The following is a 23,966-nucleotide window of genomic DNA, read 5'->3' on the forward strand; positions in this document are numbered from 1 at the left end:
CCCGACACATATCTCGAGACCTTTATGGATGTAATTGGGGATGATTCCTTGGACTTATCCCGTACATTTAAATTAAAACTGGTTTATTTTAGAAGATTTTACTGCTTTCAAAAAATCCTCAGGTGCTTCTGCAAATTGCAGCTTTTCAAAATCTTTTTGCGGCATATGTTCTTTTAGAATGGTTAAACATTCCTCCAAATCATTTTTTCTATATCCGATTATTGGGTCTGTTAAAAAAGCAAATCCAAAATCAGAATACAATTTTATTGCACGAAAGCTGGATGGTTGTGTATGAAGAAATACCGGATAGTCATTCTCTTTAATACTTCTCATAACAATGGAAAGTAAAGCTCTACCAATGCCTGATCCTTCATAGTTTTTCCGGACTTTAAACCAATGTATTGTAGAAATTTTTTCATATGCCTTCCACGCAAAGCACGTCCCTATAGGAGTATCATTTTTATCACAAACAAATAAACACTTCTGAAAAAATAAATCTTCTTTACTTCCGTATACATCATTAAAGTATTCCGTCATAAACCCATTATATTCTTTGGCAGATTTCACATCGTCAAACGGCATCTCTTTCCATATATCCAGTTCATCTCTTCTACATGTTCTAACATGATACTCATCTGACAACTCAGAAATGGCATTGGAATTTAATGCTTTGCACATCATAAAAAGATTTTTTTCAGGAATCCCATTTTCTAAATTCAAACTAGCTCGTTCCATGATTTTCTGTATTATGGACGTTTTGGCGTCCGCATAGTGTTGAACATGCCTCCATTTATTCTTTGCCAAGTTTCGCTTAACTTGTGCATATTTGTCTCGATCAGCATCATTAGTCCGCAACCAATCTCGAAAACGTAACATTCTATCAATCTCTGATGTGCCCGAACTGAACACATGCAGATTGATGTCGGTATCGGGTCCTTTGAACAGGCGGTGTTCGAACCACTCGGGTTCCCGAATCCGCAATATATAGCCAGCTGATTCCAATGCCGGAACATAGGATAGCTCGTCGGCAGAGTCCTTCACAACCAGCAGCATATCAATTATTGGTTTGGCACAAAGCCCCGGTACCGAGGTCGAGCCTACATGTTCAATCTGCAAGGCTTTGTTGCCGAGTACTGAACGAATCCGGTTCGCTTCCTGTTCAAACAAATCAGACCAACTCGGATCGTATTCGACAAGAGTAATCGGTGCATTGTGCGGCTTAAGTTCAGCAACCATGTTTTTTTGCAGCTCTTCATCACTCCTTGGTGTGGAGTTATTTTCAGATAGCATCATATCGCACTCCTTTGCTGTTTATGTTGCGGGTGTTTCAATTTTATCTTTTCTCTTTTTTGTTGGCCGATACAATCAGCATCATGGGACGGCGCATTTCATCCTGCATCCCCGGAATATCCATCATGTTTTCCGGCGGCTGCGGCTCCACAATCTGATTTATTATAAAACCATTTGAAAGCAGTGTATTTAGATATGTGGTCAGTGTTCTATGATATTTTGTAACCTTTTCTCCCAAAAACACAGCTGTCCGTTTGCCCTCATAATAATAATTATCCACCGGAAAATGCAGTATTTCTCCTTTTTCGTTATAATGCCAGTCTTGTGTTCCATAGGCAGTAAAAACAGGATGTTCAACCGTAAAAACTAGCTTACCACCAGACTTCAGTATTCTATATATCTTTTTTACTAAAATCTCATAATCTGCTACATAGTGAAACGCAAGTGAACTTAATATTACATCAAAACTCTCCTCTGGGAATTCCACATCTTCTATAGCACAGCATTTATATTCAACCTGTGGAAAATGCGTTTTTTCTTTGGCTACCTCGAGCATTTTATGAGAAATATCAACACCTACAACAGAAGAAGCACCGTGTTCCATCGCATAAATACAGTGCCATCCATAGCCGCATCCTAAATCAAGCACACGCTTATCTTTAAAATCCGGCAGCAGCTTTCTCAATGTTCCCCATTCTCCTGCACCGGCTAGTCCCTGCTGCGAGCGACTCATTTGACTGTATTTTTGAAAAAATATATTATCATCATATTTGTTTTCTTTCATCTGAATTCCCCTCGTTTAAAAAGTTATTTATCTCCGTTGCAATTTTTTTCACTTCTTTATAAAGCTTCTCGGTCATATCGTAGCATTCAAAAAGTGAAAGACCGAGTACTTCAAAAATATGATTAACCCTTTCGGCATATTTTTCAGGTTTATATTCAAAAGTTTCAAGCAGTTTTATAGCTTTCTTTTCGTTAATGCAATAAGCATTATTACATGCAAATAGTACTTGATTTAAGCATGAAATAATACGAAAAACATGGCCTGCAATATAATATTTATCCTCTGCTCCCGCATTTGCTTTTACAAACATTAAAGAGAACTCTGCTTCAAATATAAAAAAGTTTATCAAGTTCTTCTTTAGAGCACCAGGGTAAATTTCTGCCTGATTTTTTAATTCGCATAAGCTTTCATTCTTAGCATATTGTATCTTGCTGATCGCCAATTCTCCACGATACATAGCACTTATATAACCATGGGGATGCCCAGTCTGATAATTGGCAGTAACAATTCCTTGCTCCGTATCTTTGATTATTTGTTCCACCCGTTTTATATCACGTAAAATCAAGTCAACATGATACCCGTTTATAACTAACCATCCGCCGCCATTAATCCAATCACCCCACGCTCCGGGAGGTACAACAAGGTCGTTTCTATTCTCATCATCCAATTCTGTAGCAATTTGATTAATCGCTGTCAGGTCAAATGATTCTGAATTGTAATAGATTCCGATATCTATATCAGAATCCTCTGTATGGGTGCCTCTTGCACGTGAGCCCCCTAATACAATGCCTTCTATATAAGGCAAAGAGGATAATTTTTCTGTCACTGATTGAATAATATTATCTATCATACTGAATCACTCCTTTCAATATCAAAAGCTATATCCCATGCTGAGAAACGCCTTTTTTGCCATGTGTTCCTTATGCTTTACGTATATTTCTATGGAAAGGGGGCCTTCAAAATTCATCTTGAAGGCCTTATTTTCCCTGATTAGAGGTCTAACCTACTTAACGTTTAGATAAAATCAATAACCTCTTTCACTGGCCTACTTACGATCTGTCAAATACGAAAAGTAAAATAATTATCGGACTAAGTTTAATTTCTTATCTTTGATTTCATAAATCACATCAGCCACATTATCAAGCAGCCGTTTGTCATGGGTGATAAACACTATAGTTCCGGCATACTCCTTCATTAGTATTTCCAAAGCCTCTAAGCTTGGTATGTCAAGGAAATTGCTGGGTTCATCCATTAGTAAGATGTTATATCTACCCATAAGCATTTTAGCTAGCAATAATTTCATAATTTCGCCGCCACTTAAAACAGATAAGCTTTTTCTAATATCGTTCTGCTTAAATCCCATGGATGCTAGCACGGAACGAATTTCTGAAACATTGTAATCACAATCCTCCTGCATAAACTCCAGGACTTTCTGATTACTGTTGTACTTGTAACCATTTTGTGCAAAGTAACCTATTTTTGCCTTAGGTGAAATAGAAATTCCATCTTCATGGTTTAAGATCATTTGGATTAAAGTTGTTTTTCCGGTTCCATTACCACCAGTTAACGCCACTTTTGCTCCAAGCGGAATTTGAAAAGATGCATTTTCAAACAGTACCTTATCTCCAAATATTTTATTAATTTCCTTACCGACAATAGGATATGGATTGTGGAGCTCCAATGCTTTACTTTGCCTGAAACGAATCCTACGAATATCTTCTGGAGCTTCTACACTTCCTAAGGCCGCAATCCTATGTTCTAGGGATTTAGCGGCATTATGCATCTTTTTTTCCTTACTTCCTATTGATTTTTGATGAGCTAAACGCCCTCCGCCTTTAGTACTTTTTTTCTTTGAAGCACCTTTTGCCTTCTGTCCTATTTTACGAGCCTGTTTTCGCTTTTCCTCCGCAGCCCTTTCCAATCGGGCACGTTCCGCAACAAATTGTTCGTATTCTGCAGCTTGGCTCTTGCGTTCTTCCTCTTTCTGACGAAGATAATCAGAATAGTTTCCCCAATACTCAGTGATTTTGCCATCTTTCAGTTCCCATATTTTATCTACTACCTCATCAAGAAAATAGCGGTCATGGCTAATAACTAACAGTGCACCTGTAAAATATTTTAGCTGTCCAATTAGAAAATCAATTCCTTCACGGTCTAAATGACTCGTAGGTTCATCCGCTAAAATACCATGAACCTGTGCCGATAAGGCCTGTGCTATTTTAAGTCTTGTTTCTTCACCACCGCTCATGGTCTGTATATCTAATTGCTCAACACCGAGCTTACCCACAAGTGCAAAATCTTTCTCCTCCTGCAAAGTTACTTCGTCCAACTGAGGGATATAGGCAAGTTCACCCAGACGATTCATTTTACATCCTGGGGGAGTTAATTCTCCTAAAAGTACCTTGAGTAACGTGCTTTTTCCTGCACCATTTGCTCCTACTAAACCAATACGGTCATAATCATACACTTCTAATTCATCTATATCTAAACAAGTGCGTCCTTTAAATTCCACACGTATGTCTTTTGCTTTTAATATCAATTCCATAACATTTTCCTCCTGTCTATAATCGCATGTTTTCATTTGCTTGTACGCAGGGAAAACCCTGCGATTTTAGCAGGAAAAATTACATGAAAATTAAATACATAAAAATGGCCCTCCTATGAATTTTGTTTTAAATCTAATTTTCTAATCTCAGTTATCATTGGGCAAACTATTGCAATACAAATAATTAAAATACCTGATAGTAAAAACCAATGATTTACACCGATTCTATCAGCAATGAATCCAGAAAGAATTAACCCAATTGGCATAGCAAGTGACATGATACTTCCGGTCAAAGAAAATACACGTCCTAAATATTCAGGCTTAATTTTCTCCTGAAAAAGAGCTGTTTGCACACCGCTATAGAATGGCACCGAAAGCCCCATTATTGCACAGCAGACTACAAATATGAAAAATCCACTTTGAGGAAGTAATCCTGAAATGGTTAAGCTTATCCCCATCATAAAAATTGATGCCGTTATTAATAAGATTCGCTTTTGGTAATTCCCAAATAACCCTAATAATAGACCCCCTATCAACATACCAGAGGCATAAGCAATCTCCGTAATAGAAATATGCATCGGTGTACCATTAAAATATTCCATAGTGATTAAAGGATATAATGCATTTATGGGCATATAAACAAACATATATAATGTTCCAACGAGTAATAAAGCAAATAATCCTTTATTTTGCCGTAGTACAGCCATTCCTTCTTTCATTTCTCTTATGAAATTTGGTTTCAAGCTTTGCACTTGATCGCCTAGCTTAGGAATACGTACAATTGCTACCGTAATAGACGCAATCATAGCACCCAATACATCGATGGCAATAATAGCATTTAATTCCCAAACAGAATATAACAATGCTGCAACCGCCGGACTAACAATATAGCTTATAGACTGCAAAGACTGACTATAGCCTGCACATTTCGTAAGCTGCTCTTCTGGTACTAAAAGTGGCGTAACCGCATTGAGAGCCGGGGTATGAAAAGCTGTTCCAATGCTACGGATAAACAATACTACCATAACCATCCAGATAGGTAACTCCATATACAATGCAACAATAGCAAGCACTGCCCCAGCTGCTGCGATAATTAAATCAGCACCAATCATTATCTTCTTCCTATCATGACGATCCACTAATACACCAATGGCTGGTCCAAAGACCGCATAGGGTAAAAAACCTACTAGTGAAGCCATAGACAAGACCATCGCAGATCCTGTTTTTTCTGTAAGGTAAAAAATAATCGCCATTTGCAGGATGGCACTAGTGATTAATGATACTGCCTGCCCTGCCCATATTGTATAAAACTTAAGTTTCCAATTGTTGTATTTTTCCATTTATATTATCTCCTGCATATTATTTTGCTTGAATTTCTATTTTGAATAGCATTCTAGGCAATAAAAAATGCAGGCCTAAATCCACAATGTGGCTTTTGGTCTGCATACATACAATATGGAAACATTCATAATAAAGACATAGTTAAATAAAGGTATAGTTTAATAACCTATATCCTCACCGTAACTAATGAATGCTCAATATCGTATAAATAAGCACAACAAAAAAGCCTATCATCGGGGATAGATTCTGCTTTTTTTATTGCCAGCTTATCTTAAACGCATTGAGGCTGTCATAGTTTCGGTTCCTCCTAAATTCTTATTTGTATCAGCGTATATTTTAACACAACAAGTCGTTTTAAGCAACTTTAAAATTAAAAAAATCCAATATTAACCGCCAAAGGGTGCTAGCCCCTAATTGGCGGTTAATATTCTATATCTCTTCGTCAATCTCAATCCCAGACTTGAATTCAACGGTGAGCTTATCTTCATATATCGTTACTTTCTCAATAAGTCGCCTTACTAACTGTTCATCATATTCCTCCAACTCACAGGATTGTTCATTCAAGAAATCAGTCATTTCAGCGATTCGTTGCCTTTTTCCTTCTCGCTCTGCATTTTCAACCAGTGCATTTTGCTTCAATTCACGAAGCCGATAAATTTCATCAGCCACATCTTCATAGTCATTCTTGGACTTTGCTTGAATAAGAAGCTGTTGTTGCAATTCTTCCAATTTGCCATCAATATCAACGGTGGCATTATCATTTTCTTCATTAAGTACGGTGGCTATATTTTTCTGTAACGTTGAGAGGAAGGGTTCTTTGTTAGCCAAAAGTTCGTTAATAGCCTTGACCACTGCTGTCTGTAATATTTCCTCGTTTATGGTAGAGGCCGTACATTCAGACCCTTTTTCCTCCAAACGGCTGACGCATCTCCAAACAATAGACTTGTAACCTCGGTTATTCCAGTGTACTCGTCGGTAAATATCGCCGCAATGACCGCAGTAAACAATACTCGATAAAGCATACTTGCTGCTATAGACTCTCTTTTTACCGCCTTTGCCGCCCCGAAGATTTGCTCTTCGAACCATCTCTTCTTGAACCTGCATAAAAAGGTCGCGTGGAATGATAGGATCATGGCTGTTTTCTACATAATACTGGGGAACGATGCCATTATTCTTGACTCGCTTTTTAGAAAGGAAATCAACCGTATATGTTTTTTGTAAAAGGGCATCACCAATGTACTTTTCATTCTGAAGTATTTTTTTCAGTGTTTCTGGTCTCCATTTGGCTTTGCCTGCTGCTGTAAGAATACCGTCTGCTTCTAGTCCTCTAGCTATTTGTAATAGGCTAGCCCCTTCAAGGTACTCTCTGTAAATCCGTTTAACAACCTCAGCACCCTTTGGGTCAATCACTAGTTGCTTGTTTTCATCTTTGGTGTATCCTAGGAAACGCTTATGGTTGACTTGAATCTCACCTTGCTGATAGCGATATTGAATACCCAGCTTTACGTTTTGGCTTAAGGACTGGCTTTCCTGTTGGGCAAGGGATGCCATAATGGTCAGCATGATTTCGCCCTTAGAATCCATGGTGTTAATATTCTCTTTTTCAAAGAATACGGCGATGTTTTTATCCTTTAATTGACGAATGTATTTAAGGCAATCCAACGTGTTTCTGGCAAATCGGCTGATGGATTTTGTGATGATCATGTCTATTTTTCCTGCCATACACTCTTCAATCATACGGTTGAATTCTTCACGCTTTTTTGTATTTGTGCCTGTGATGCCGTCATCCGCAAAAATACCTGCCAATTCCCATTCCTTATTCTTTTTAATATAATTTGTATAATGCTCAATTTGAATATCATAACTTGAAGCTTGCTCCTCACTATCCGTTGAAACACGGCAGTAAGCAGCCACTCGTATTTTGGGTTTGCTTTCACTATTTTTATTATTTCCGACTCGCTTAATTGCCGGAATCACTGTGACATTCCTACTTACCACCATTTATTACACCTCACTTTCTATCAAACTGTAGGCATATTCTGCCTGCTTGTATGGATCGTCATATTTTTGCACCAGAGGTTTTGCTTTGAACTTTACAGGATAATGCGTTTCTGGTTCATCTTTAGACTCCCATATCCTTCCGAGTTTTTCTGCTCGTTTTCGCTTTTCTAATCTTGCTTTTTCAAATGTCTCCTCATCAATAATCGGAGGGTAAAATTCATCGCCAAGGTAATGCTTGTTCTGCAACATCTTACTTGCTGTGGCATGGTAGCAGTCTATCCCAGCTTGTTTAGCAGCATCCTTCAAAGAAAGTCCTGCCAAATATCCTGAGAATAGTTCGTTTACTTGCTTCGATGCTATTTCATCTACAACAGCCTTTCCATCTTCAATTCTATATCCATAGGGCGTGTGACCCATCTAATTCACCAACCTTTCCTTCAATGTGATTCCACATTTTAATTCAAATCCAACTTCCTCTCGTGAAAAAACAATAATCTTTTCTACGTAATTTTCAAACAGCTCATCCTCATGTGCTGTAAGCATTTTGGACTTAGTGGCAAACTTGAGCAGTCGATCAACTTCTTCTACTTTTGCAAAATTGCCATTTACGGACCGAGTAAGTTGATCCTTTTCGGCAAGAAGCCTTTCTCTTTCTGCTTCCAGTGAATACTTTTCTTTATTAAACAGAGCAGGTTCCAGATATCCTTTGGCCATTAAACCCGTCAGCATCTGGCTTTGCTCCATGTTGTTTTCAATCTTAGTTTCCAACTCTTCGATTCTACGAAAACTTGCTGCATTGTTCTGGTTACGTAACCCATTTAAAAGTGGTCTTAATATGAATTTCTGACCGAAAATGAGTTTATTCATCATCGTAACAAATGCAGTCTTTATATCTTCATCTCGAATGAACTGCATAGAACATTCCGTTATATTGCTTATATGCTTACTGCAACACCAAGCAATGTATTTTCTTCCAGATGAATGAATCCGTCTTTTAAAGGTACTGCCACATTCCGAGCAGATGATTTTACTGGAGAAAGAATATCGGTTTAAATATTTGCTGTTGCGTTTTTCGATGGCTTTTTCTTTTGCTCTCTGATTAAGAATGGCATCTACAGCTTCAAAATCCTCATGGCTAATAATTGCCTCATGATGGTTTTCTACGAGATACATATTTTTCTCACCATAATTGGTGTGCCTGTTAAAATGGCTGTCAGTATAGGTCTTTTGCAAAATAACATCGCCAGTATATTTTTCATTGGTCAGAATTCCTCGAATGGTAGTAGCTGTCCAACGACCACCTCTTTTTGAAGGGATACCCTTTTGATTAAGATCATTTGCAACTTTCTGTGTGCCTTTGCCCGATAATACCTCTGCAAAAATATACTTCACAACTTCAGCCTGCTTGAGGTTTACTATCATCTGACCGTCAATGTTTTGATATCCATATGGTGGGTAGGAAATTTTAAAGGTTCCGTTTTGAAATCGTCTTTGAATGGCCCACTTCGTATTTTCTGAAATGGAAATTGACTCACTTTCTGCAAGCCCACTCAAAATGGAGAGCATCAATTCACTTTCCATTGAACCCGTATTGATGTTTTCCTTCTCAAAATAGATATGAACCCCAAGGCCGATCAGTTTTCGAACCATCTCCAAGCAGTCTGTAGTATTTCTTGCAAATCGGCTGATGGACTTTGTAATGATTAAGTCAATTCTCCCAGTTTCGCAGTCTGATAACATCCTAAGCAGGTCAGAGCGGTTTTCCTTTTTCGTACCGCTGATTCCCTCATCATAATATAGGCCTGCATATTCCCATTCTGGATTCGCCTTTATGTAGGTCTCATAATGGGCCTTTTGTGCTTGCAAGCTGACTAGCTGTTCATTACTATCTGTTGAAACTCGGCAGTAGGCAACTACTCGGTTTTTTGGCTTAATAAAAGAGTTGGCTAGATTTCCTTCTATTTTCGTTATCTTTTTCATCCTCTCACCTCCTTCTTGGTAGGTCACATATTACCTCTGAAACCCTTATATATCAACGATTTCAGGGCATTATCTCTGCCAAATAAGGGGAGAAAGTTTGGCGGTTGAGTGCGTCTATCTTGTTGAATTCCACTTCAGTTATTAAGCCTTTTTCGAGCATCTTTCTAAGTAATTTTTCTGCCTGGATATAATCAAACTCACGTTGTAACCGTTCCTGTGATACTCTCTTTAGTGCAGTGCTTTTGTCTATAACTTCATCTGATATCTTCGTAACTTTTTTATCCTCGTGCTGATTCACTGAGAATCACCTCCTACCTAATAGCCGTGGGAACAGGTCGAAGTTGAGGATTTGTAGAATTTAATTTGAATCAGAGCATAAAAAAAGAGCCTGCAAGGGAAGAACCCCCACAGGCTACATACATTTAATAGTTTGATATATTATTTGAGAGGCTTGATGAAATTTATGAAATACTGTTTTTAACTCGCCCTTTTGATTAATCATACTTAATAAATGCATCCGTAAATCCTGCCTTTTTAGCTTTGGCAAGCTGTGCCTCAGCATTTGCTTTGACAGTGTATGCACCTATTTGTACACGGTAGTATTTCTTTTTCGCTGGTTCTGCTGATTTTTCTTCTTCGCTTAGAAGTTTCTTAACATCTGCTCTAAAGGTATCCATGGTCTTGCCATGCTTAGGAAACCAGTGCATAACATCCGCATGGTTACTGGCTATACCTTGCTTATAGCCTTCACTATGACAGATGATATCCTTCTCACTTAGTCCATAGAGTTTACAAAGATGTACACAAAGCTCTACTGCTTCCTTATAAACAGCAGAAAAATACGAGGCATCGGTTAGACCGTCCTCGCAAATCTCAAATCCTATATGGGTATTATTCGCATCCCCTCCAGCATGCCAACCACGATGATTCCAAGGCAATGTTTGGTATGTGGCAATGGAGCCATCTGCTAACTTACCAATAAAAGCATGGACGCAAACTTGACGACCTCCAGGTTTATCCTGATTCCAATGATTATTGTATTGGTTCTTTCCGAGCAAACCGTCATCTGGACCAACATATCTCTTCAACCATGGGTTGTTAGCCCCTGTTGAATGAACCATTATACCCTTCGGTTTTATTGTTTTGCCTGCTTTGTAGCAGGCATTATTCGTAAGTATTAGTTTGTATAATTTCATTATAATCACCTCAACATTTAATCATTTGGCTCAGGTGTAAGATGGACAGGGTACAGGTGATAGGTAAACTTTAAATCACAATAAGCATTTGATGATGTTCCATCACTTCCCATACAGATATACAGCCCATAACCTGCTGGAACTCTGGCCTGCCGCATTTGAATATGAATGTGCAAGGATTCTGCTGAAGTATTCGATCCGACAGGTGTACTCCGTTGAATTCTGGTGAACGTCTCCTCATCATTGGAAATATACAAGTCCAGTTCCTTTTCACTAGTATCCGATTGACGACAAAGAGTTATCAAATGGCAATCATAAGCCGTCGTATACAATTCTCCGCCCTGACCGCCAATAACCACACTATTAATAGGTAATATCGTGTGCAAAGGACCACGGACACTGTTTGCACCGCCTGAACCCGAGACATTACCCGACAAAATATATCTTGAATAGGCCGAACGGGTGAAGTCACTAATAATAGCCGTTGCTGTGGATGAGAGCGGTATTGCGGAAGTCACATTTTCTGCTCTTTCAAGTAGAAAAAGGCTCTCACCTGCCTCAACGGTAGTACTACCTATGGAAAACCTTTGACTTGTCCAGTAAGCTGTACAAATTGGGTTTGGATCAGTCCCAGTTCCATAGGCAATATTCATTTCGTCATCAATGCCCCTTATAGCTCTAGCAAGTGTCTTAACTGTATTACGAAGGGTGTCTTGAATTAGAACCTGCACATTATTTGCAGCTGGACTACCCAAAGCTGTAACGAAGGTATATGTTATCATGCCAATCACTACATTGTTTCCATTTGCTATGTTGTTAAATGTGATGGCTGCTCTCCGGCTAATCATATCCGGTGCACTAGCTGTTTCTATTGGATGCAAATGGTTGAGTAGAATACCTGTCCGCCTATATAAATTTTCGCGGGTATCCTCAACCAAATTGTGTGTTGTATTTAGCAAATCATAGTTGTTGTTTAATAGATTGTAAGTGAGGTTGAGCAGATTATTTATTTCATCAATATCCAGTTCAGCTAAAGCTGAAAGCACTTTATTTAACCATTCCTGTGCAGGAGGTTCTGGTGGTTCAGCAATTCCATCCACAAGAGCATCCTCGACTATGGTTAGTATTCTTGTGCTCTTTCCAACCACATCACCATAAGTAACCCTTATTTCAAGCCGACCAACACCAACAAATGATATGTCAGTTGCATTGGGCTGCCATGTAAGGACACCATCAGCGTAGTTCGTGACTACTGGATATGCAACCCCATCAGGCCTTTTGTAAATCGCATTTAAGGAGGCACTTGGGTAGTTATCTTCCAGTAGGCTTGATACATCAAACTCAATATTTCGGTAATTGTGTTCACCGCGTCGACCAATGAATACCGTTACCGCTTTTGTTAAGTCAATCATATTTCATCACCTGGCTTAGGAGGTTCCTCATCACGACCATGTAGTTGCTTAAGAACCGCCTTTAGTTTTTCTGGGATGGGTAGCCCAATATGACCTGCATTCTCCAAAATGGATACACCCTCGTTACTTAGGTAGAAAAAGATTACCGCCGTTCGCAAAGCGCTGCCATTGTATCCTGCACTCCCCAATATTTGTGTATCAAAAATATGAGCGATACCTACCATTACAAAGATGAGCACCTTTTTGAAAATTCCCTTGGCACCAATTTCGCTGGACAGCTTTTTATCTGTAATCGCACAAAGGACACCTGTCAGATAATCAATAGCTACAAAAGTGACCAGTGTATATAGAAATCCGTCAAACTCGCCGAGAAACCATCCAAGAAAAGCACCAACAGCCGCAAAAGCTAACTGTATCCAATTCCAAATCTCTTTCACTGTAAACACCTCCATTACATTAATTTGTGTATTTAAAAAAGCACCCCTGTAAAATACAAGAGTGCTGTTGCCGTATCACACACCTTACAGCATCAGTATAAGATCGTGGATTTGTTGCATCACATCCGCCTTTGGACGCCCTGTTCCAATAGGGAGCCATGTCACAGGTGGTATATCAAATGCTGCAGAAGAGTCAAAACCATTAACCACTGTAATGATAGTATCAATAGCCTTTCGGATTTCAGTAATGTGAGACGGCCATTTTTTAACTGTTGTTCTTCCCGCAATAATCTCTTCACTCCAAATTACAGGGGATAAGTTGTAATAACTTAGCACTATATTTAAAGCGGTTCGAAGCGTCTGAATATGTGCTGCCTTTACGACAGTCTCATTTGCAGTAATCGTTTCAAAAGGTGGCGGTAATATAGTAAATGTCCTGACAACTTCTGTGCTTGCAGACTCAATATCACTATCAAGACAGCGGAAGGTTACAGTATGGTTTCCTACTGCAAGCGGTTCCGCTTGGTACACCGTACTAACACCATTTCCCAGATAGCCACTCGTAGAAAATCTCTCAGGATTATCCACACTATTAACCCACTCACCTGAATCAATCTTTACTTCCACAATCTGTGTCTGACCGTCTGGTTCAGTGCCTGTAGTAATCATAAAGCGTGGTGTAGTGTTATAAGTAGACTTTCCGGTCATAGGACTGACGATGATCGGAGCAGCAGGCGGACTGTTTTTCTTTACCGTGTTACTAACCACATGGCTTGAAACTGCATCAAGTGTATCTGTTACGCTTATTCGATAGCGGGTATACATTCCAGGTACCGGGGAAGCATTTACCTGATGGGTACCTGAAGTAGCACTTGAAATAATAGTAGTCAATGCTTCGTATACCGACCAATTTATACCGTCTGCTGATGTAGCTTGTTGAATAACATATTGCTTGATAGCACTGGTTCCCGGTATTGTTCCGCTCCACATAAGAGTTACTGTATTCGTCTCATATATTGAAGGAGTTGCAGTAAAAGAAGTAGGCGGAATGGGCAGTGTATTTCTGCGGACAGTGTTGCTAGATATAGTCCAGTCAGAATAAAAACTCTCTCCAGCCGTACCACGTGTCCTAACTCTATACCTACGGTAATAACCGCGAGTTGTCGGTGGGCTAACAACTACGCTGCCACTTGTTGTTGAGGTAACCGTTATTGTTAATGCTGTCCATGCTCCCCATGTGCTGTTATCTGCCGAGTCACTATATTGAATCTCATAGGATGTGATGGTGTTGCCTGCTCCATTGGATGCACCACTCCATGAAAGAGTAACATTTCCTTCAGCTAAAGTTGAACTTACCGAGCAAGCAGTAGGTGCTCCACAAGCCGTGATATCACAGTAAATACTATTACTGATTTTTTCCGATGAGTAGACATCGAGATTATCTATCGTCCATACACCAAATTGAGTATATGTTCCTGGAACTCGTGACACGTTAGGGTTATAACTACCTCCACTAGCCGATAGGGCCAATATGGTTAGAACATTCCATGAACTCCATGTACTGTTATCCGTAGATGTTCGACTAGCAATCTGGTACCCCTTGATTGCACTCGTACTTCCAGAAGCTCCGCTCCAAGTAAGTGTAATTATTTCATCACTATAATTGATTGGAGTAGCAGTTACTGTAGTTGGTGGGCTAGGAACTGTGTTTCTGCGAACAGAGTTCGACGATACTCTCCAGCCTGAATAATAACTTGCTCCTGCTGTACCTCGAGTTCGCACCCGAAACCTACGATAATTACCCCGTGTTGATGGTGGTGCAACTGACAAGCTGCCACTAGTGGCCGTGGTGGTTACTGTAGTTAGTGCTGTCCACGATCCCCAATTCAAGTTGTCAGCAGAATCACTATACTGTATCTCGTAGGAGGAGATGGCATTATTTGTACCACCGGAAGCACCACTCCATGATAATGTAACATTGTCCTCCGAGAGGGTTGCACTCAATGAACAGGATGTCGGAGCACTACAAGCTGTGGTTCTTATTGCCCAGTTAATGGTTAACACTATCTGGCTTAAATCATCTCTAGCTCGAAATCCCATATAGTTTAGTGTGCTGGAGCTAGCATCCATGAATAAACAATTACTAGCTCCACTACCGATGGAATCAATGAGTGCGGTGGAAATTGCGATATCCTTTGTACCCTGTCCGGCAGAAACAGTATAGCTATATCCAGAAGTAACTTTCGTAGGTCTACTCCCGGATATGCTGGTACCCGAACTAGGAGATGGCAAACCATATGCATTTCCAGCATAAAGTGTTATCGTTCTGGCTGAACCCCAATCACCTGCAGCTATCCTAACAAGACGAATACTGGCAGAGGTAGGATAATAGTTTGCATAGGTATTTCGAATACTTGTAAGGTCAAATAACATGGCACCAACATTCTCATAATTATTGGCTGGGGCATAAACCCCTTGTCGAACGTAGTCGGTTACACCCGCAATCCAACTGCCATTACGCCATGTACAAGCATTTATCGCTTGATAGGTTGCCATAGAAATTCACCTCACTCGTAAACCGCCGATACCAATGAGTTCACTAACCCACAAAGGCTGGTGTTTAATCTGGTATCAGTAATGTTATTTGCTGCAATTGATGTAGCCGCAGCAGGTACCAGAACGTCTGCAATACCGAGTTCATATACATCGCTGGTTCTTGTTAAGTCTGGGGCCACTGGTGTAGCAGCTGGAGTCCCTGTAACAACTGCAAGCTGAATATTCCTGCTGATTTGGCTTAAGCGAACAACAATCCGGTCAATGCGTGGATTGCTACCGTGCGCTGTAGCGAGAGGCATATTTAACGCATCTGTATTCTCATATCTATATCCATTAATCCACGCACTTCCAGCCGCCACGCTTACTGCCAATCCCATCCCTGGTGATACCTGCAGATTTGTAGCTGTTTTATAAAATATCCCGTTTGAAACAAGACTTCCAAAGTATGCTGCAAAATCCGTGGCATCATAGACTCTATCTCCATCGGATGAATTGAAAAATCCGCTTTTCTCCATACAAAAATTCCTCCTTCCTAGATGGTTTTCGTATACTCGATAACCACGTAGCCCGTATAATCTGTCCGGTCAATACCAGGTTCAACAACGACATTTGTTTTATCCACATAAAGACCGATTTGTGAAGCGAAGTTGTTATACCGTGCAAGCGGTAGTGGCAAGAAGTTAGTGCCATTTGTTGCAAAGCCAGATAAACTAACAACTGTACTTAGGTTTGCAATACCATGGGCTACGCTCCCAGGAGTAGCATTGGGAAGGGAGCCGAGGTTTACTACTTTTCGATATATTACCTTACCATCTACCCATAGACGCCCTGTGTTTTGTTCTGTCATAGAGTAATCAGTAAACGCAGAGGAGATTTTAGTTGCTGTAATCGTTCGTTCTGCAATCTTTGTACCAGTGACCGCTCCATTTGCAATCCGTGCTGTAGTTATTGGATCGTTATTAATATTTAACCAGTTCGCTTCACCAGACGGATTGTTAAACACAAAAACAGATATCACATAAAACGTCATGGTATTGCGTGATATAAAAAATCCCATTGCCCGCTGATATCCGTTTCCCGTGTTATCCCCGCTATGCTTTACCAAAAAGACATGCCCGTCATCGCTTGGCTGATCACTGAATTTGTTGCCGCTCCACGAGGTGAAATAAAAAGCATCTCCAGGACTCATATGGTGCAGAGCATACTGGCCGATCGATATAGTTCCTTCTCCAACAATTACCTCAAGTGAGGGCAGTTTCCCAAACAGATTGTTAATACTATCGGTAACAGTATCTCCTTGGATATTGGGGTCAAGGTCATGAATATCTCCAAGTGTTTCTGACACATTACCTAATGCTTCTGCAATATCAGAGATGCCAGTTGGGGCAGATAATGCCGTTTTAACCTCACTCATATCAGAGCGAATTTTTTGAGCTATTGTTAGCTCGCTCTTTCCGAATACTACGCTGATGCTTTGACCGTCCGCGTCATATGTCTCCTCCACTTCAGCGATTCGTGTTGTCATAGATACACCCCATGCTTTGGAAATAACCTTAACAACCTGCCCAAGGTCAAAGTCTACCTTATAAGTCAGGTTGCCATGTGGGTTAACTGATGTATCAAAGGAATAACGTATTACTTGCTCATTTAGCTTGCTCTGCCCACGAAAAATCAGCGTATTGATATAATCCACTCCAAAATCTTCTGCCCGTAGGTCTTTAGCATCCACAAAAATCTCATGTCGAGTTTCTCCCGATCCACTTGTAATTGCTACAAATGTCCGCTCTGCACCTTCACCCTCTCCACCTATAAGAGCAGTGTTAGCAAAATCTGCTGCACTTACTGTATAAACCTGCTCAGTTAGGTTCTCATACTCCTTAGAGAACACTGCCTGTGATTCAGTCCCCTTATACAGCATTATTGTAAAAACCCCTGTTTCAGGAGTAAAAATAGTCTTGATACCAACCTCCGAAACTTCACATAGTTCCGTCACTGCGTCCATCAAGTTGCGGTACGAAATTTGGGTGCTGATGGGTATACCCAGGTTTGGGGATGAAAAGGATATACCGCTGATCTTTCTTGCTACATCAGAAGGATTGATAAGGTTATTTTCTATAAGTTGCTCCACACAATCAGAAATGTCACCGGACAATTTCTCCGTTTGCCATACAATGCGTCTAGCAAGAAAGGACGTGGCAAAGCGACCACTTACTGTAATAAATTCCTGATCCGTCTGAGACAAGGAAAGATGCTCAATAATCCCAGCTTCTTCATCATCGTTCTTCCAAATGATATTTCCTTCTTTTAGAAGTTCGGCATTCTCTTGTGTGGCGATGGCTTTTAGTTCAAATGAACCACACTGAGAATAACGCCGTGTCCATCGAAGATATTCGAAAGATTCCACGATGCCCACAAGCTCCCGGTTTGTATTAAAGATATATAGTTCCATACTCACACCCCCAGAAATTGTGGACGAAAGTAAATACTGACCTCCAACAGTTCCATATTAACTGAAGCGTCATAGCGCAGTGTGTTAGTACCTGCAGCAAGCTGGAAAAACGTTGAATTGGTGTCCAATAGTGAAAAAGCATTTGTAACCGTTGACCCTATAACCTGGACCACACGCTTACCAGCGAAATGGGTATATACACGAAGTTCATCACCAGCACTCATTGTAGTGAGAAGCCGGATATATTCTCCCGTGTCTATGTTTAGTAGTTCAGGGTTGGTAACCGTACCCAGTGCTCGAAATACGATTTCGCATCCACAAGATACATCACCAATGTTTTCTACTGTGATGATTTGGCTCGGCTGACGCATTCCTAACTCCATACCACTTACTGGTATCTCCAGTTCAAACTCAAACAGAGGTATCCATGACGCCAGCTCCTCTCTCACCTCATCCAATGTTTCGAAGAAAGGGGATGGACAGAGTAAACTTACAAAGAAGTTTGGTATGCGTTGCCTAGTAGAAACAGTAAATCCTGCTTCCTCTACCACACAATTAATTTGCCGTCCACGATACAAAAGAGTCCCTCGCATTTTTGGAGTAAATATCTTAAGAAATCTCTGTCTCCGTACATAAGCCTCGTCAAGAGAATCCGCTACGACCGTACCTTCTAGCGTGATATTACGCATATCCAGTGTGGAGGAAATATAAAAAGCACCGTCTTGATCCGGTGCCTTAAATGTATTAACGGTCTGGCGTATGTTGCCTGTGCCGTCTATCTTGGTAAGAAAATACGGGCGGCTTTGTTTTAGGGTGATACTCTCACCGTTTGAGTTAATATAAGTAAGTTCCACTGCCAGACCTCCTTTAATATTCTAGTGCCAGTTTGCGAGACAGATTTTTGAATTCCCTGGCTAATTCTTTTTCAGATAGAGGCTTTGGTGACACAACAGAGATATTTTGAGTGATACTTGTACCATTGGCATTCCCTTGCCCAGATAAACCTCTGTAATTAAAATCAAAACTAGTTGGTACAGCATTTTGCATATCCCTTGATACTGCTGTCATTGCATCCTCAAAACCTACACCAATACCTTCACCCATATTGTGGCCAATCCCAGCAAATAGCTTTGAAGGTGAACTGATGCCGAAGAAATTCTTAATCTTTGATACAACATTGCCGAAAAATCCAGAGATTTTACTCCATAGCCATGCACCTGCATCTGAAATACCTTGCCACAGACCTTTGATTAAGTTTCCACCTACTTTAGCCATCTGGCTTATATAACTTGTAAAAGCATTGACCAATCCTGAGATAATCTGAGGAACAGCCTTGACGATCTCTACGATTATCCTTGGAAGATTCGCAATTAATGCCACAAACAGCTGAACACCGGCCAAGATGATCTTGTCGATGTTACCTACAATAGCGTTTACCAAAGATGTTATTATTTTCGGAATAGCCCCTACCACAGTAGTGATAATTTGCGGGAGTGCCTGTATGAGCGATATTAATAGACGTATGCCCGCATCTATAATCAATGGAATTGACCCAATAACTGCACTGATAATACTGTCGATAATCTGCGGGATTGCTTCCACGATTGCTGTGATGATAGTAGGCAGTGCTGTAACCAATGAAGTCAATAATTGAATACCAGCGTCAATAATCTGTGGAATGGATTCAACTATAAAATCCACTATTGCTTTTATGATGACAGGTAAGGCAGTTGTTAGTTGAGGTATTGCATCTACCAATCCTTGTGCTAATCCTATAATCAACTGCAAAGCGGCATCCAAAATAAGTGGTAGGTTACCCATTAATCCTTGAACAATCTGCGTGACTGCCGAAACTGCTGCGGGTATGAGTTGCGGTAGAGCCATGCCAATACCCTCCACAAGTGCGGTTACCAGTTCTATTGCTGCATTTATGAGCAGTGGAAGATTATCAATCAACGCACCGACAATCGTCATTACTGCATCTACTGCCGCTGGAATCAGTTCAGGCAATAAGTTCAAGAGTGTCTCCAACACCTGCGTGAACAGGCTCGTGACAGTTTCCAATAACATCGGAAGCAGGTCACCTATTGCTGTTAAAATCGCATCGAACGCAGGCGGGAGTGCGGTTACGATGTTTTCTAAAACAGGCACGATATTTTTAACGACTGCACGGAATGCATCCACAAGATTTTCCGTCAAATTTGTCATGTCTGCATTAGCGTTACCGAGTCCTGCTGTAAAAGAGCCAAGTGCAGCTTGTAATAACCCAATAGAACCAGAAATGGTCTCAGTTGACTCTCTCGCAAAGTTTCCGGCATACTGCTGTGTGTTCTCAAAAAACATCTGCATTGCGACTTCCGCTTTTTCCGCTTGTGTAGCGGTATTCCAAGTGAAATCTAGTCCCTTAGCAAGAGCATAAGCTTCGATGTTTGTAGCATTCATGGCAACACCTAAGTTATCCATCATGGTAAAGTTGCCTTTTGCCGCTCCCGTAACCGCTTCCATGGCAGCGGACATATCTATACCCATAACGGATGCCATATCTGCTGCACGTTGCATCGCTTTTTCTGTCAATTCAAGACTTTTTCGCTGTTCAATGCCAGAGCCTTGGAATAATGCACCCATTTTATTAGCTGTTGCCAAATACTCACTTTGGGAAATTCCGAGATTTCTATAGGCTTCTTCACCGGTCTTTTGAATTGAAGCAGCATATGCTCCAAAAACTGCTTCTGAGCCACCTAGGTTTTGCTCCAATTCCCCAAACTGAGTAACTACCTCTTTACCTAATTTTATAGCAGCAGCTCCAGCAGCAACTGCAACTGTGCCCATAGCCACACCGATGCCCTTGAGTATACCGCCAAGCTTTTCAAATTTACCTCCAGAATCTTCCGCACTTTTGCCTGAGTTGTCTAATTCTTCACCCAGATTATCTGCTTCAACCGCAGACTGCTGAAGTTCACGCTCCATATTATTGAGTTCTGCCTGAGCTCTGTTCAGCTGAATCTGCCAGTTTTGAGTGCGGCGGTCATTTTCACCGAAAGAGGAGGTGGCATTATCAAGAGCGGCCTTAAGGGTTGAAATCTTTTCTTTCTGTGCGTCGATTTCTTTATTCAAAACCGCATTACGAGCAGTGACCGACTGGATAGATTTATCGTTTTTATCAAACTGGCTGGTCACAAGTGCCATTTCACTGCCCAGCACCTTAAAGGACTGATTGATATCTCGTAGGGCGTTCTTAAACTCACGCTCGCCCTCGACGCCTATTTTCAATCCAAAATTGTCCGCCATACCTTCACCTCCCTACTTTAAAATGCATACATGAAAAAGGAGCAATCTTCTGATTGCTCCATAATATAATACTAGTTATTATTTTTTCCTTTAATTTGCTTAAGGATAAATTCCATAAGTGCCAATCTATTGTTAATACAAGATTAACTGCATGAATCTATAATTCTGTTTAGAGCTATTACTGTTACTCAATTTTTCTAGATATTATCTCAATTTGATATTTAGCTTCATCTGTTTTTTTATAGATGCCGCTTGTAGAAAAATACTTTGAACCTGATATAGCAGGTATTCTCGCTCGTTCTGATAATCCTCCATCAACTGGTGTATATCCGTATTGTGCCATAATGAATTTAATCATTCGTCCCACATTCTGTCTGGCAGTTGTATTTTGGTTATCATCAGTAACAACAACAGGAAAATTAGAATTTTCATCAAACTTCTTTTCTAAATCCTTTGCTATTAATGTTAATACGGGTAATTCCATCTCTGATGCAATTATCATTTTGAACACGGTTGCTGGATCAACCAAATAATCCATAACCTCTTCAACTCCATTTTTACCATTATGGACATCAAGCATCTTAGTCTTTTTCATAAATTCTTCTTTAATACCCATCATAATTCTCCTTTCAATATCAATTTAATGACACATATATGTTACATTAAATCACTTCTTGAACTTAATGTATCACATGTGTTACATTAAGTCAATATCTAATAAGAAAATAATGTGCTTTATATGCCTGGTGGGATAATATCGTCAATCGTTCGAGCTTTCTTTGGCTTTTCGATCCCATGCCATTGTTTGTGGCAAGCCCATAAATCAAAAAACAGTCCAATTGGCATAAGCCAGAATTCCTCTGCGTCCATGCCCATCTGAACTGTTCCATAATAATAAAGTCGGGTAAAGACTTCAGCGTCCGTTACCCGACTTCCATGTTTTTTGGAGTTTCTTCCTCACTTTCCACGTTGCGCTTTGCACCTTTGAACATTGCTTCGGTGATTGCACTTTTATATTCCGCCAAATCAAGCGGTGAGGTAAGAAGCTCCACTTCTTCCTCTGTCAACAATTCTTCTGGTGCGTTCTTATTCTTAAGATTACGAATTAAAATGGACTGGTTTGCAAGCAGTGTGATTAGCCAAACTATCTCGTCCAGTGCCATCTCAAAGTTTTCTGATTTCATCAGTTTTTCTCCAAGATTTTCAAGACCACCGTAACGACCAGCAATTGCCTTTGTTGCACGTGTAGTTAAAACCAGTTCATATTCTTTGTCACCTATTTTGATTGTGGCACTTCTCTCATTATCCATTATTTCTCCTCCTATGGTTCAGGTGTATATACGGGTTCATAAACTTCAGTGAACCAGCCTGTTATAGTGGACGATGAAACACCGGGGTCACCTTCTGTGACTTCTGCTTTCCATGGGTGCTTGCCCAACCCATCCAGCTTGTTCCTACGCATAACTGTTCCTTCAATAGTAGGTGTAGAAAAGGTAATGGAATCCGCCTTTGTCTGTAAGTTGGTTGCTGGTAGTCCAAACTTAACACGATACAACCAAAAATATCGGTATGTTCCATTGGCCTTTTGCGCACGAAACCCCACTGCAACAGGTGTACCTACACTCTCACTTGCAGAAATTAATACCCCATTGTCGTCGGTAGACGCACCAGTTAGATCTGCTGCTACTGTCGGGCCAATGTCATCTACACCGAGAGTGAGTGTACCGCTGTTAAAGTCCTTCACAACCTCGGCAGCACCATCATCGGCATACAGAATTGCTTCCACCAATTCTACCGAAAGTTCGGCAGTAATGGCTTTTGCGAGTACCGAAGGCACACCATAGGTTTCCTCGCCATTTGAGTCCTCGGTTATTTTTGCATAGTACAGTTTATCCAAACCGATAGTTGCCATATGTTATTCCTCCATTCCATAGTTTTTCGCCACGTCGATGGCGTAATGATGATATCCAGTATCATCCTCGTGACCAATATACCTACGCTCAGTCACTGTAAAATCATCGTTTAACAAAGCCGCTGTAATCTGTCTCTTCCGCTCTAAGTAGTTACTCTTGGAAAATAGTGATATCCGTGCTTCCTGCACATCAAAGCCAGGGCGGTTATCCGCATGAACTTCAAAAACATCCGAAAGTGGGAGTATCACCACGTACTCATCCGATGCCAAACCTGAAAAAACCCCGGTTTCTACGGGGATAGGTATTGCTGTCAGAAGTGTATTTAACTCCTCTAAGATATTCATATTTTATCAATCTCCTCCTCTAGCTTTGCGATCATCGCATTGATACAAGGTTTTCTAGATGCAGTTCTCGCAGGCTTTAGGAAGGGTTTTGCAGGCTGACCATGTTTACCATATTCAATGATTGTGGCAATTTTAGCATTGCTCTCACCACCAGAACGTGGCTCGGCAAAGCCAACTTTAACATTGAAGTTTCCGTTTCTATCTTGCTTTGCACTTGAAAGTCCTAGTGAAGATAGTAGCTCCCCAGTGCTTTTGGATGGATATTTTGTATTCTTACCAATCACTTTACTTAGATTTCCCTTAACTTTATCCAATACCACTTCACCGCCAACTTCCAGAACCTTAGGAAGAATTACATCGGTCTGGTCAGCTAATCGTGATACCTTTAAAAGGAATTCTTCTGGCATCTTTATATTCACTTTTGCCATAT

22 protein-coding genes are annotated in these 23,966 nt (G+C 40.5%); all 22 read right to left on the reverse strand.

What is annotated here, in order from left to right:
* Positions 1–72: 72 nt before the first annotated feature.
* Entirely contained in the window at positions 73–1,293 is a 1,221-nt protein-coding gene (locus CKL_RS12780; RefSeq protein WP_012620729.1) for a GNAT family N-acetyltransferase, read from the reverse strand.
* Between the two features lie 40 nt (positions 1,294–1,333).
* A complete protein-coding gene (locus CKL_RS12785; protein ID WP_012102960.1) occupies positions 1,334–2,074 on the reverse strand; it encodes a class I SAM-dependent methyltransferase in 741 nt (246 codons plus the stop codon).
* Positions 2,055–2,924: a nucleotidyltransferase domain-containing protein gene (locus CKL_RS12790; RefSeq protein WP_012102961.1), complete on the reverse strand. Its 870-nt coding sequence runs from the start codon at positions 2,922–2,924 to the stop codon at positions 2,055–2,057. The genes CKL_RS12785 and CKL_RS12790 overlap by 20 nt, the downstream gene beginning before the upstream one ends.
* A gap of 231 nt (positions 2,925–3,155) precedes the next feature.
* Entirely contained in the window at positions 3,156–4,619 is a 1,464-nt protein-coding gene (gene msr(D) / locus CKL_RS12795) for an ABC-F type ribosomal protection protein Msr(D) (RefSeq protein ID WP_012102962.1), read from the reverse strand.
* Between the two features lie 113 nt (positions 4,620–4,732).
* The gene (mef(A), locus tag CKL_RS12800; protein WP_012102963.1) at positions 4,733–5,959 is read right to left on the reverse strand and encodes a macrolide efflux MFS transporter Mef(A); all 1,227 of its coding nucleotides are present in this window, start codon (positions 5,957–5,959) and stop codon (positions 4,733–4,735) included.
* 430 nt (positions 5,960–6,389) lie between these two features.
* Entirely contained in the window at positions 6,390–7,961 is a 1,572-nt protein-coding gene (locus CKL_RS12805) for a recombinase family protein (protein WP_012102964.1), read from the reverse strand.
* 3 nt (positions 7,962–7,964) lie between these two features.
* Positions 7,965–8,378, reverse strand: coding sequence for a recombinase family protein (locus CKL_RS12810; protein ID WP_012102965.1), 414 nt, complete (start codon positions 8,376–8,378; stop codon positions 7,965–7,967).
* Positions 8,379–9,941: a recombinase family protein gene (locus CKL_RS12815; protein WP_041700825.1), complete on the reverse strand. Its 1,563-nt coding sequence runs from the start codon at positions 9,939–9,941 to the stop codon at positions 8,379–8,381. It abuts the gene before it with no gap.
* Positions 9,942–10,002: 61 nt separating this feature from the next.
* Positions 10,003–10,239: an SHOCT domain-containing protein gene (locus CKL_RS12820; RefSeq protein WP_012102967.1), complete on the reverse strand. Its 237-nt coding sequence runs from the start codon at positions 10,237–10,239 to the stop codon at positions 10,003–10,005.
* 196 nt (positions 10,240–10,435) lie between these two features.
* Positions 10,436–11,137: an N-acetylmuramoyl-L-alanine amidase gene (locus CKL_RS12825; RefSeq protein WP_012102968.1), complete on the reverse strand. Its 702-nt coding sequence runs from the start codon at positions 11,135–11,137 to the stop codon at positions 10,436–10,438.
* 17 nt (positions 11,138–11,154) lie between these two features.
* Entirely contained in the window at positions 11,155–12,549 is a 1,395-nt protein-coding gene (locus tag CKL_RS12830) for a hypothetical protein (RefSeq protein WP_012102969.1), read from the reverse strand.
* Positions 12,546–12,986, reverse strand: a complete 441-nt coding sequence (locus CKL_RS12835) for a phage holin family protein (protein WP_012102970.1) — start codon at positions 12,984–12,986, stop codon at positions 12,546–12,548. The genes CKL_RS12830 and CKL_RS12835 overlap by 4 nt, the downstream gene beginning before the upstream one ends.
* Positions 12,987–13,070: 84 nt before the next feature.
* Positions 13,071–15,542, reverse strand: coding sequence for a phage tail protein (locus CKL_RS12840; protein ID WP_012102971.1), 2,472 nt, complete (start codon positions 15,540–15,542; stop codon positions 13,071–13,073).
* An 11-nt stretch (positions 15,543–15,553) separates the two neighbouring features.
* Positions 15,554–16,057 carry a hypothetical protein gene (locus CKL_RS12845; protein WP_012102972.1) on the reverse strand — a complete coding sequence of 168 codons (504 nt, stop codon included), beginning with the start codon at positions 16,055–16,057 and terminating at the stop codon, positions 15,554–15,556.
* Positions 16,058–16,074: 17 nt separating this feature from the next.
* Positions 16,075–17,991 (reverse strand): siphovirus ReqiPepy6 Gp37-like family protein, encoded by a 1,917-nt coding sequence (locus tag CKL_RS12850; RefSeq protein WP_012102973.1) that lies wholly within the window; start codon positions 17,989–17,991, stop codon positions 16,075–16,077.
* A 2-nt stretch (positions 17,992–17,993) separates the two neighbouring features.
* Positions 17,994–18,845, reverse strand: coding sequence for a phage tail family protein (locus CKL_RS12855; RefSeq protein ID WP_012102974.1), 852 nt, complete (start codon positions 18,843–18,845; stop codon positions 17,994–17,996).
* A gap of 13 nt (positions 18,846–18,858) precedes the next feature.
* On the reverse strand, positions 18,859–21,279 hold the full coding sequence (locus CKL_RS12860) for a phage tail protein (RefSeq protein ID WP_012102975.1): 2,421 nt from the start codon (positions 21,277–21,279) through the stop codon (positions 18,859–18,861).
* A 184-nt stretch (positions 21,280–21,463) separates the two neighbouring features.
* The gene (locus tag CKL_RS12865) at positions 21,464–21,898 is read right to left on the reverse strand and encodes a hypothetical protein (RefSeq protein ID WP_012620734.1); all 435 of its coding nucleotides are present in this window, start codon (positions 21,896–21,898) and stop codon (positions 21,464–21,466) included.
* Between the two features lie 304 nt (positions 21,899–22,202).
* On the reverse strand, positions 22,203–22,589 hold the full coding sequence (locus tag CKL_RS12870; RefSeq protein WP_012102977.1) for a hypothetical protein: 387 nt from the start codon (positions 22,587–22,589) through the stop codon (positions 22,203–22,205).
* An 11-nt stretch (positions 22,590–22,600) separates the two neighbouring features.
* Positions 22,601–23,191 (reverse strand): major tail protein, encoded by a 591-nt coding sequence (locus CKL_RS12875; protein ID WP_012102978.1) that lies wholly within the window; start codon positions 23,189–23,191, stop codon positions 22,601–22,603.
* A gap of 3 nt (positions 23,192–23,194) precedes the next feature.
* Complete coding sequence (locus CKL_RS12880; RefSeq protein ID WP_012102979.1) at positions 23,195–23,536, reverse strand: hypothetical protein; 342 nt, start codon at positions 23,534–23,536, stop codon at positions 23,195–23,197.
* The gene (locus tag CKL_RS12885) at positions 23,533–23,964 is read right to left on the reverse strand and encodes an HK97 gp10 family phage protein (protein ID WP_012102980.1); all 432 of its coding nucleotides are present in this window, start codon (positions 23,962–23,964) and stop codon (positions 23,533–23,535) included. The genes CKL_RS12880 and CKL_RS12885 overlap by 4 nt, the downstream gene beginning before the upstream one ends.
* Between the last annotated feature and the right edge of the window lie 2 nt (positions 23,965–23,966).

Origin of the sequence: Clostridium kluyveri DSM 555 (assembly GCF_000016505.1) — a bacterium.
In the GTDB taxonomy this organism is placed as follows: domain Bacteria; phylum Bacillota; class Clostridia; order Clostridiales; family Clostridiaceae; genus Clostridium_B; species Clostridium_B kluyveri.

Bases quoted from the DNA above. Each gene is read 5' to 3' on its own strand.
- CKL_RS12780 (WP_012620729.1), bottom strand. From the start codon at position 1,293: ATGATGCTATCTGAAAATAACTCCACACCAAGGAGTGATGAAGAGCTG.
- CKL_RS12785 (WP_012102960.1), bottom strand. From the start codon at position 2,074: ATGAAAGAAAACAAATATGATGATAATATATTTTTTCAAAAATACAGT.
- CKL_RS12790 (WP_012102961.1), bottom strand. From the start codon at position 2,924: ATGATAGATAATATTATTCAATCAGTGACAGAAAAATTATCCTCTTTG.
- CKL_RS12805 (WP_012102964.1), bottom strand. From the start codon at position 7,961: ATGGTGGTAAGTAGGAATGTCACAGTGATTCCGGCAATTAAGCGAGTC.
- CKL_RS12810 (WP_012102965.1), bottom strand. From the start codon at position 8,378: ATGGGTCACACGCCCTATGGATATAGAATTGAAGATGGAAAGGCTGTT.
- CKL_RS12815 (WP_041700825.1), bottom strand. From the start codon at position 9,941: ATGAAAAAGATAACGAAAATAGAAGGAAATCTAGCCAACTCTTTTATT.
- CKL_RS12825 (WP_012102968.1), bottom strand. From the start codon at position 11,137: ATGAAATTATACAAACTAATACTTACGAATAATGCCTGCTACAAAGCA.
- CKL_RS12830 (WP_012102969.1), bottom strand. From the start codon at position 12,549: ATGATTGACTTAACAAAAGCGGTAACGGTATTCATTGGTCGACGCGGT.
- CKL_RS12840 (WP_012102971.1), bottom strand. From the start codon at position 15,542: ATGGCAACCTATCAAGCGATAAATGCTTGTACATGGCGTAATGGCAGT.
- CKL_RS12845 (WP_012102972.1), bottom strand. From the start codon at position 16,057: ATGGAGAAAAGCGGATTTTTCAATTCATCCGATGGAGATAGAGTCTAT.
- CKL_RS12850 (WP_012102973.1), bottom strand. From the start codon at position 17,991: ATGGAACTATATATCTTTAATACAAACCGGGAGCTTGTGGGCATCGTG.
- CKL_RS12860 (WP_012102975.1), bottom strand. From the start codon at position 21,279: ATGGCGGACAATTTTGGATTGAAAATAGGCGTCGAGGGCGAGCGTGAG.
- CKL_RS12865 (WP_012620734.1), bottom strand. From the start codon at position 21,898: ATGATGGGTATTAAAGAAGAATTTATGAAAAAGACTAAGATGCTTGAT.
- CKL_RS12870 (WP_012102977.1), bottom strand. From the start codon at position 22,589: ATGGATAATGAGAGAAGTGCCACAATCAAAATAGGTGACAAAGAATAT.
- CKL_RS12875 (WP_012102978.1), bottom strand. From the start codon at position 23,191: ATGGCAACTATCGGTTTGGATAAACTGTACTATGCAAAAATAACCGAG.
- CKL_RS12880 (WP_012102979.1), bottom strand. From the start codon at position 23,536: ATGAATATCTTAGAGGAGTTAAATACACTTCTGACAGCAATACCTATC.
- CKL_RS12885 (WP_012102980.1), bottom strand. From the start codon at position 23,964: ATGGCAAAAGTGAATATAAAGATGCCAGAAGAATTCCTTTTAAAGGTA.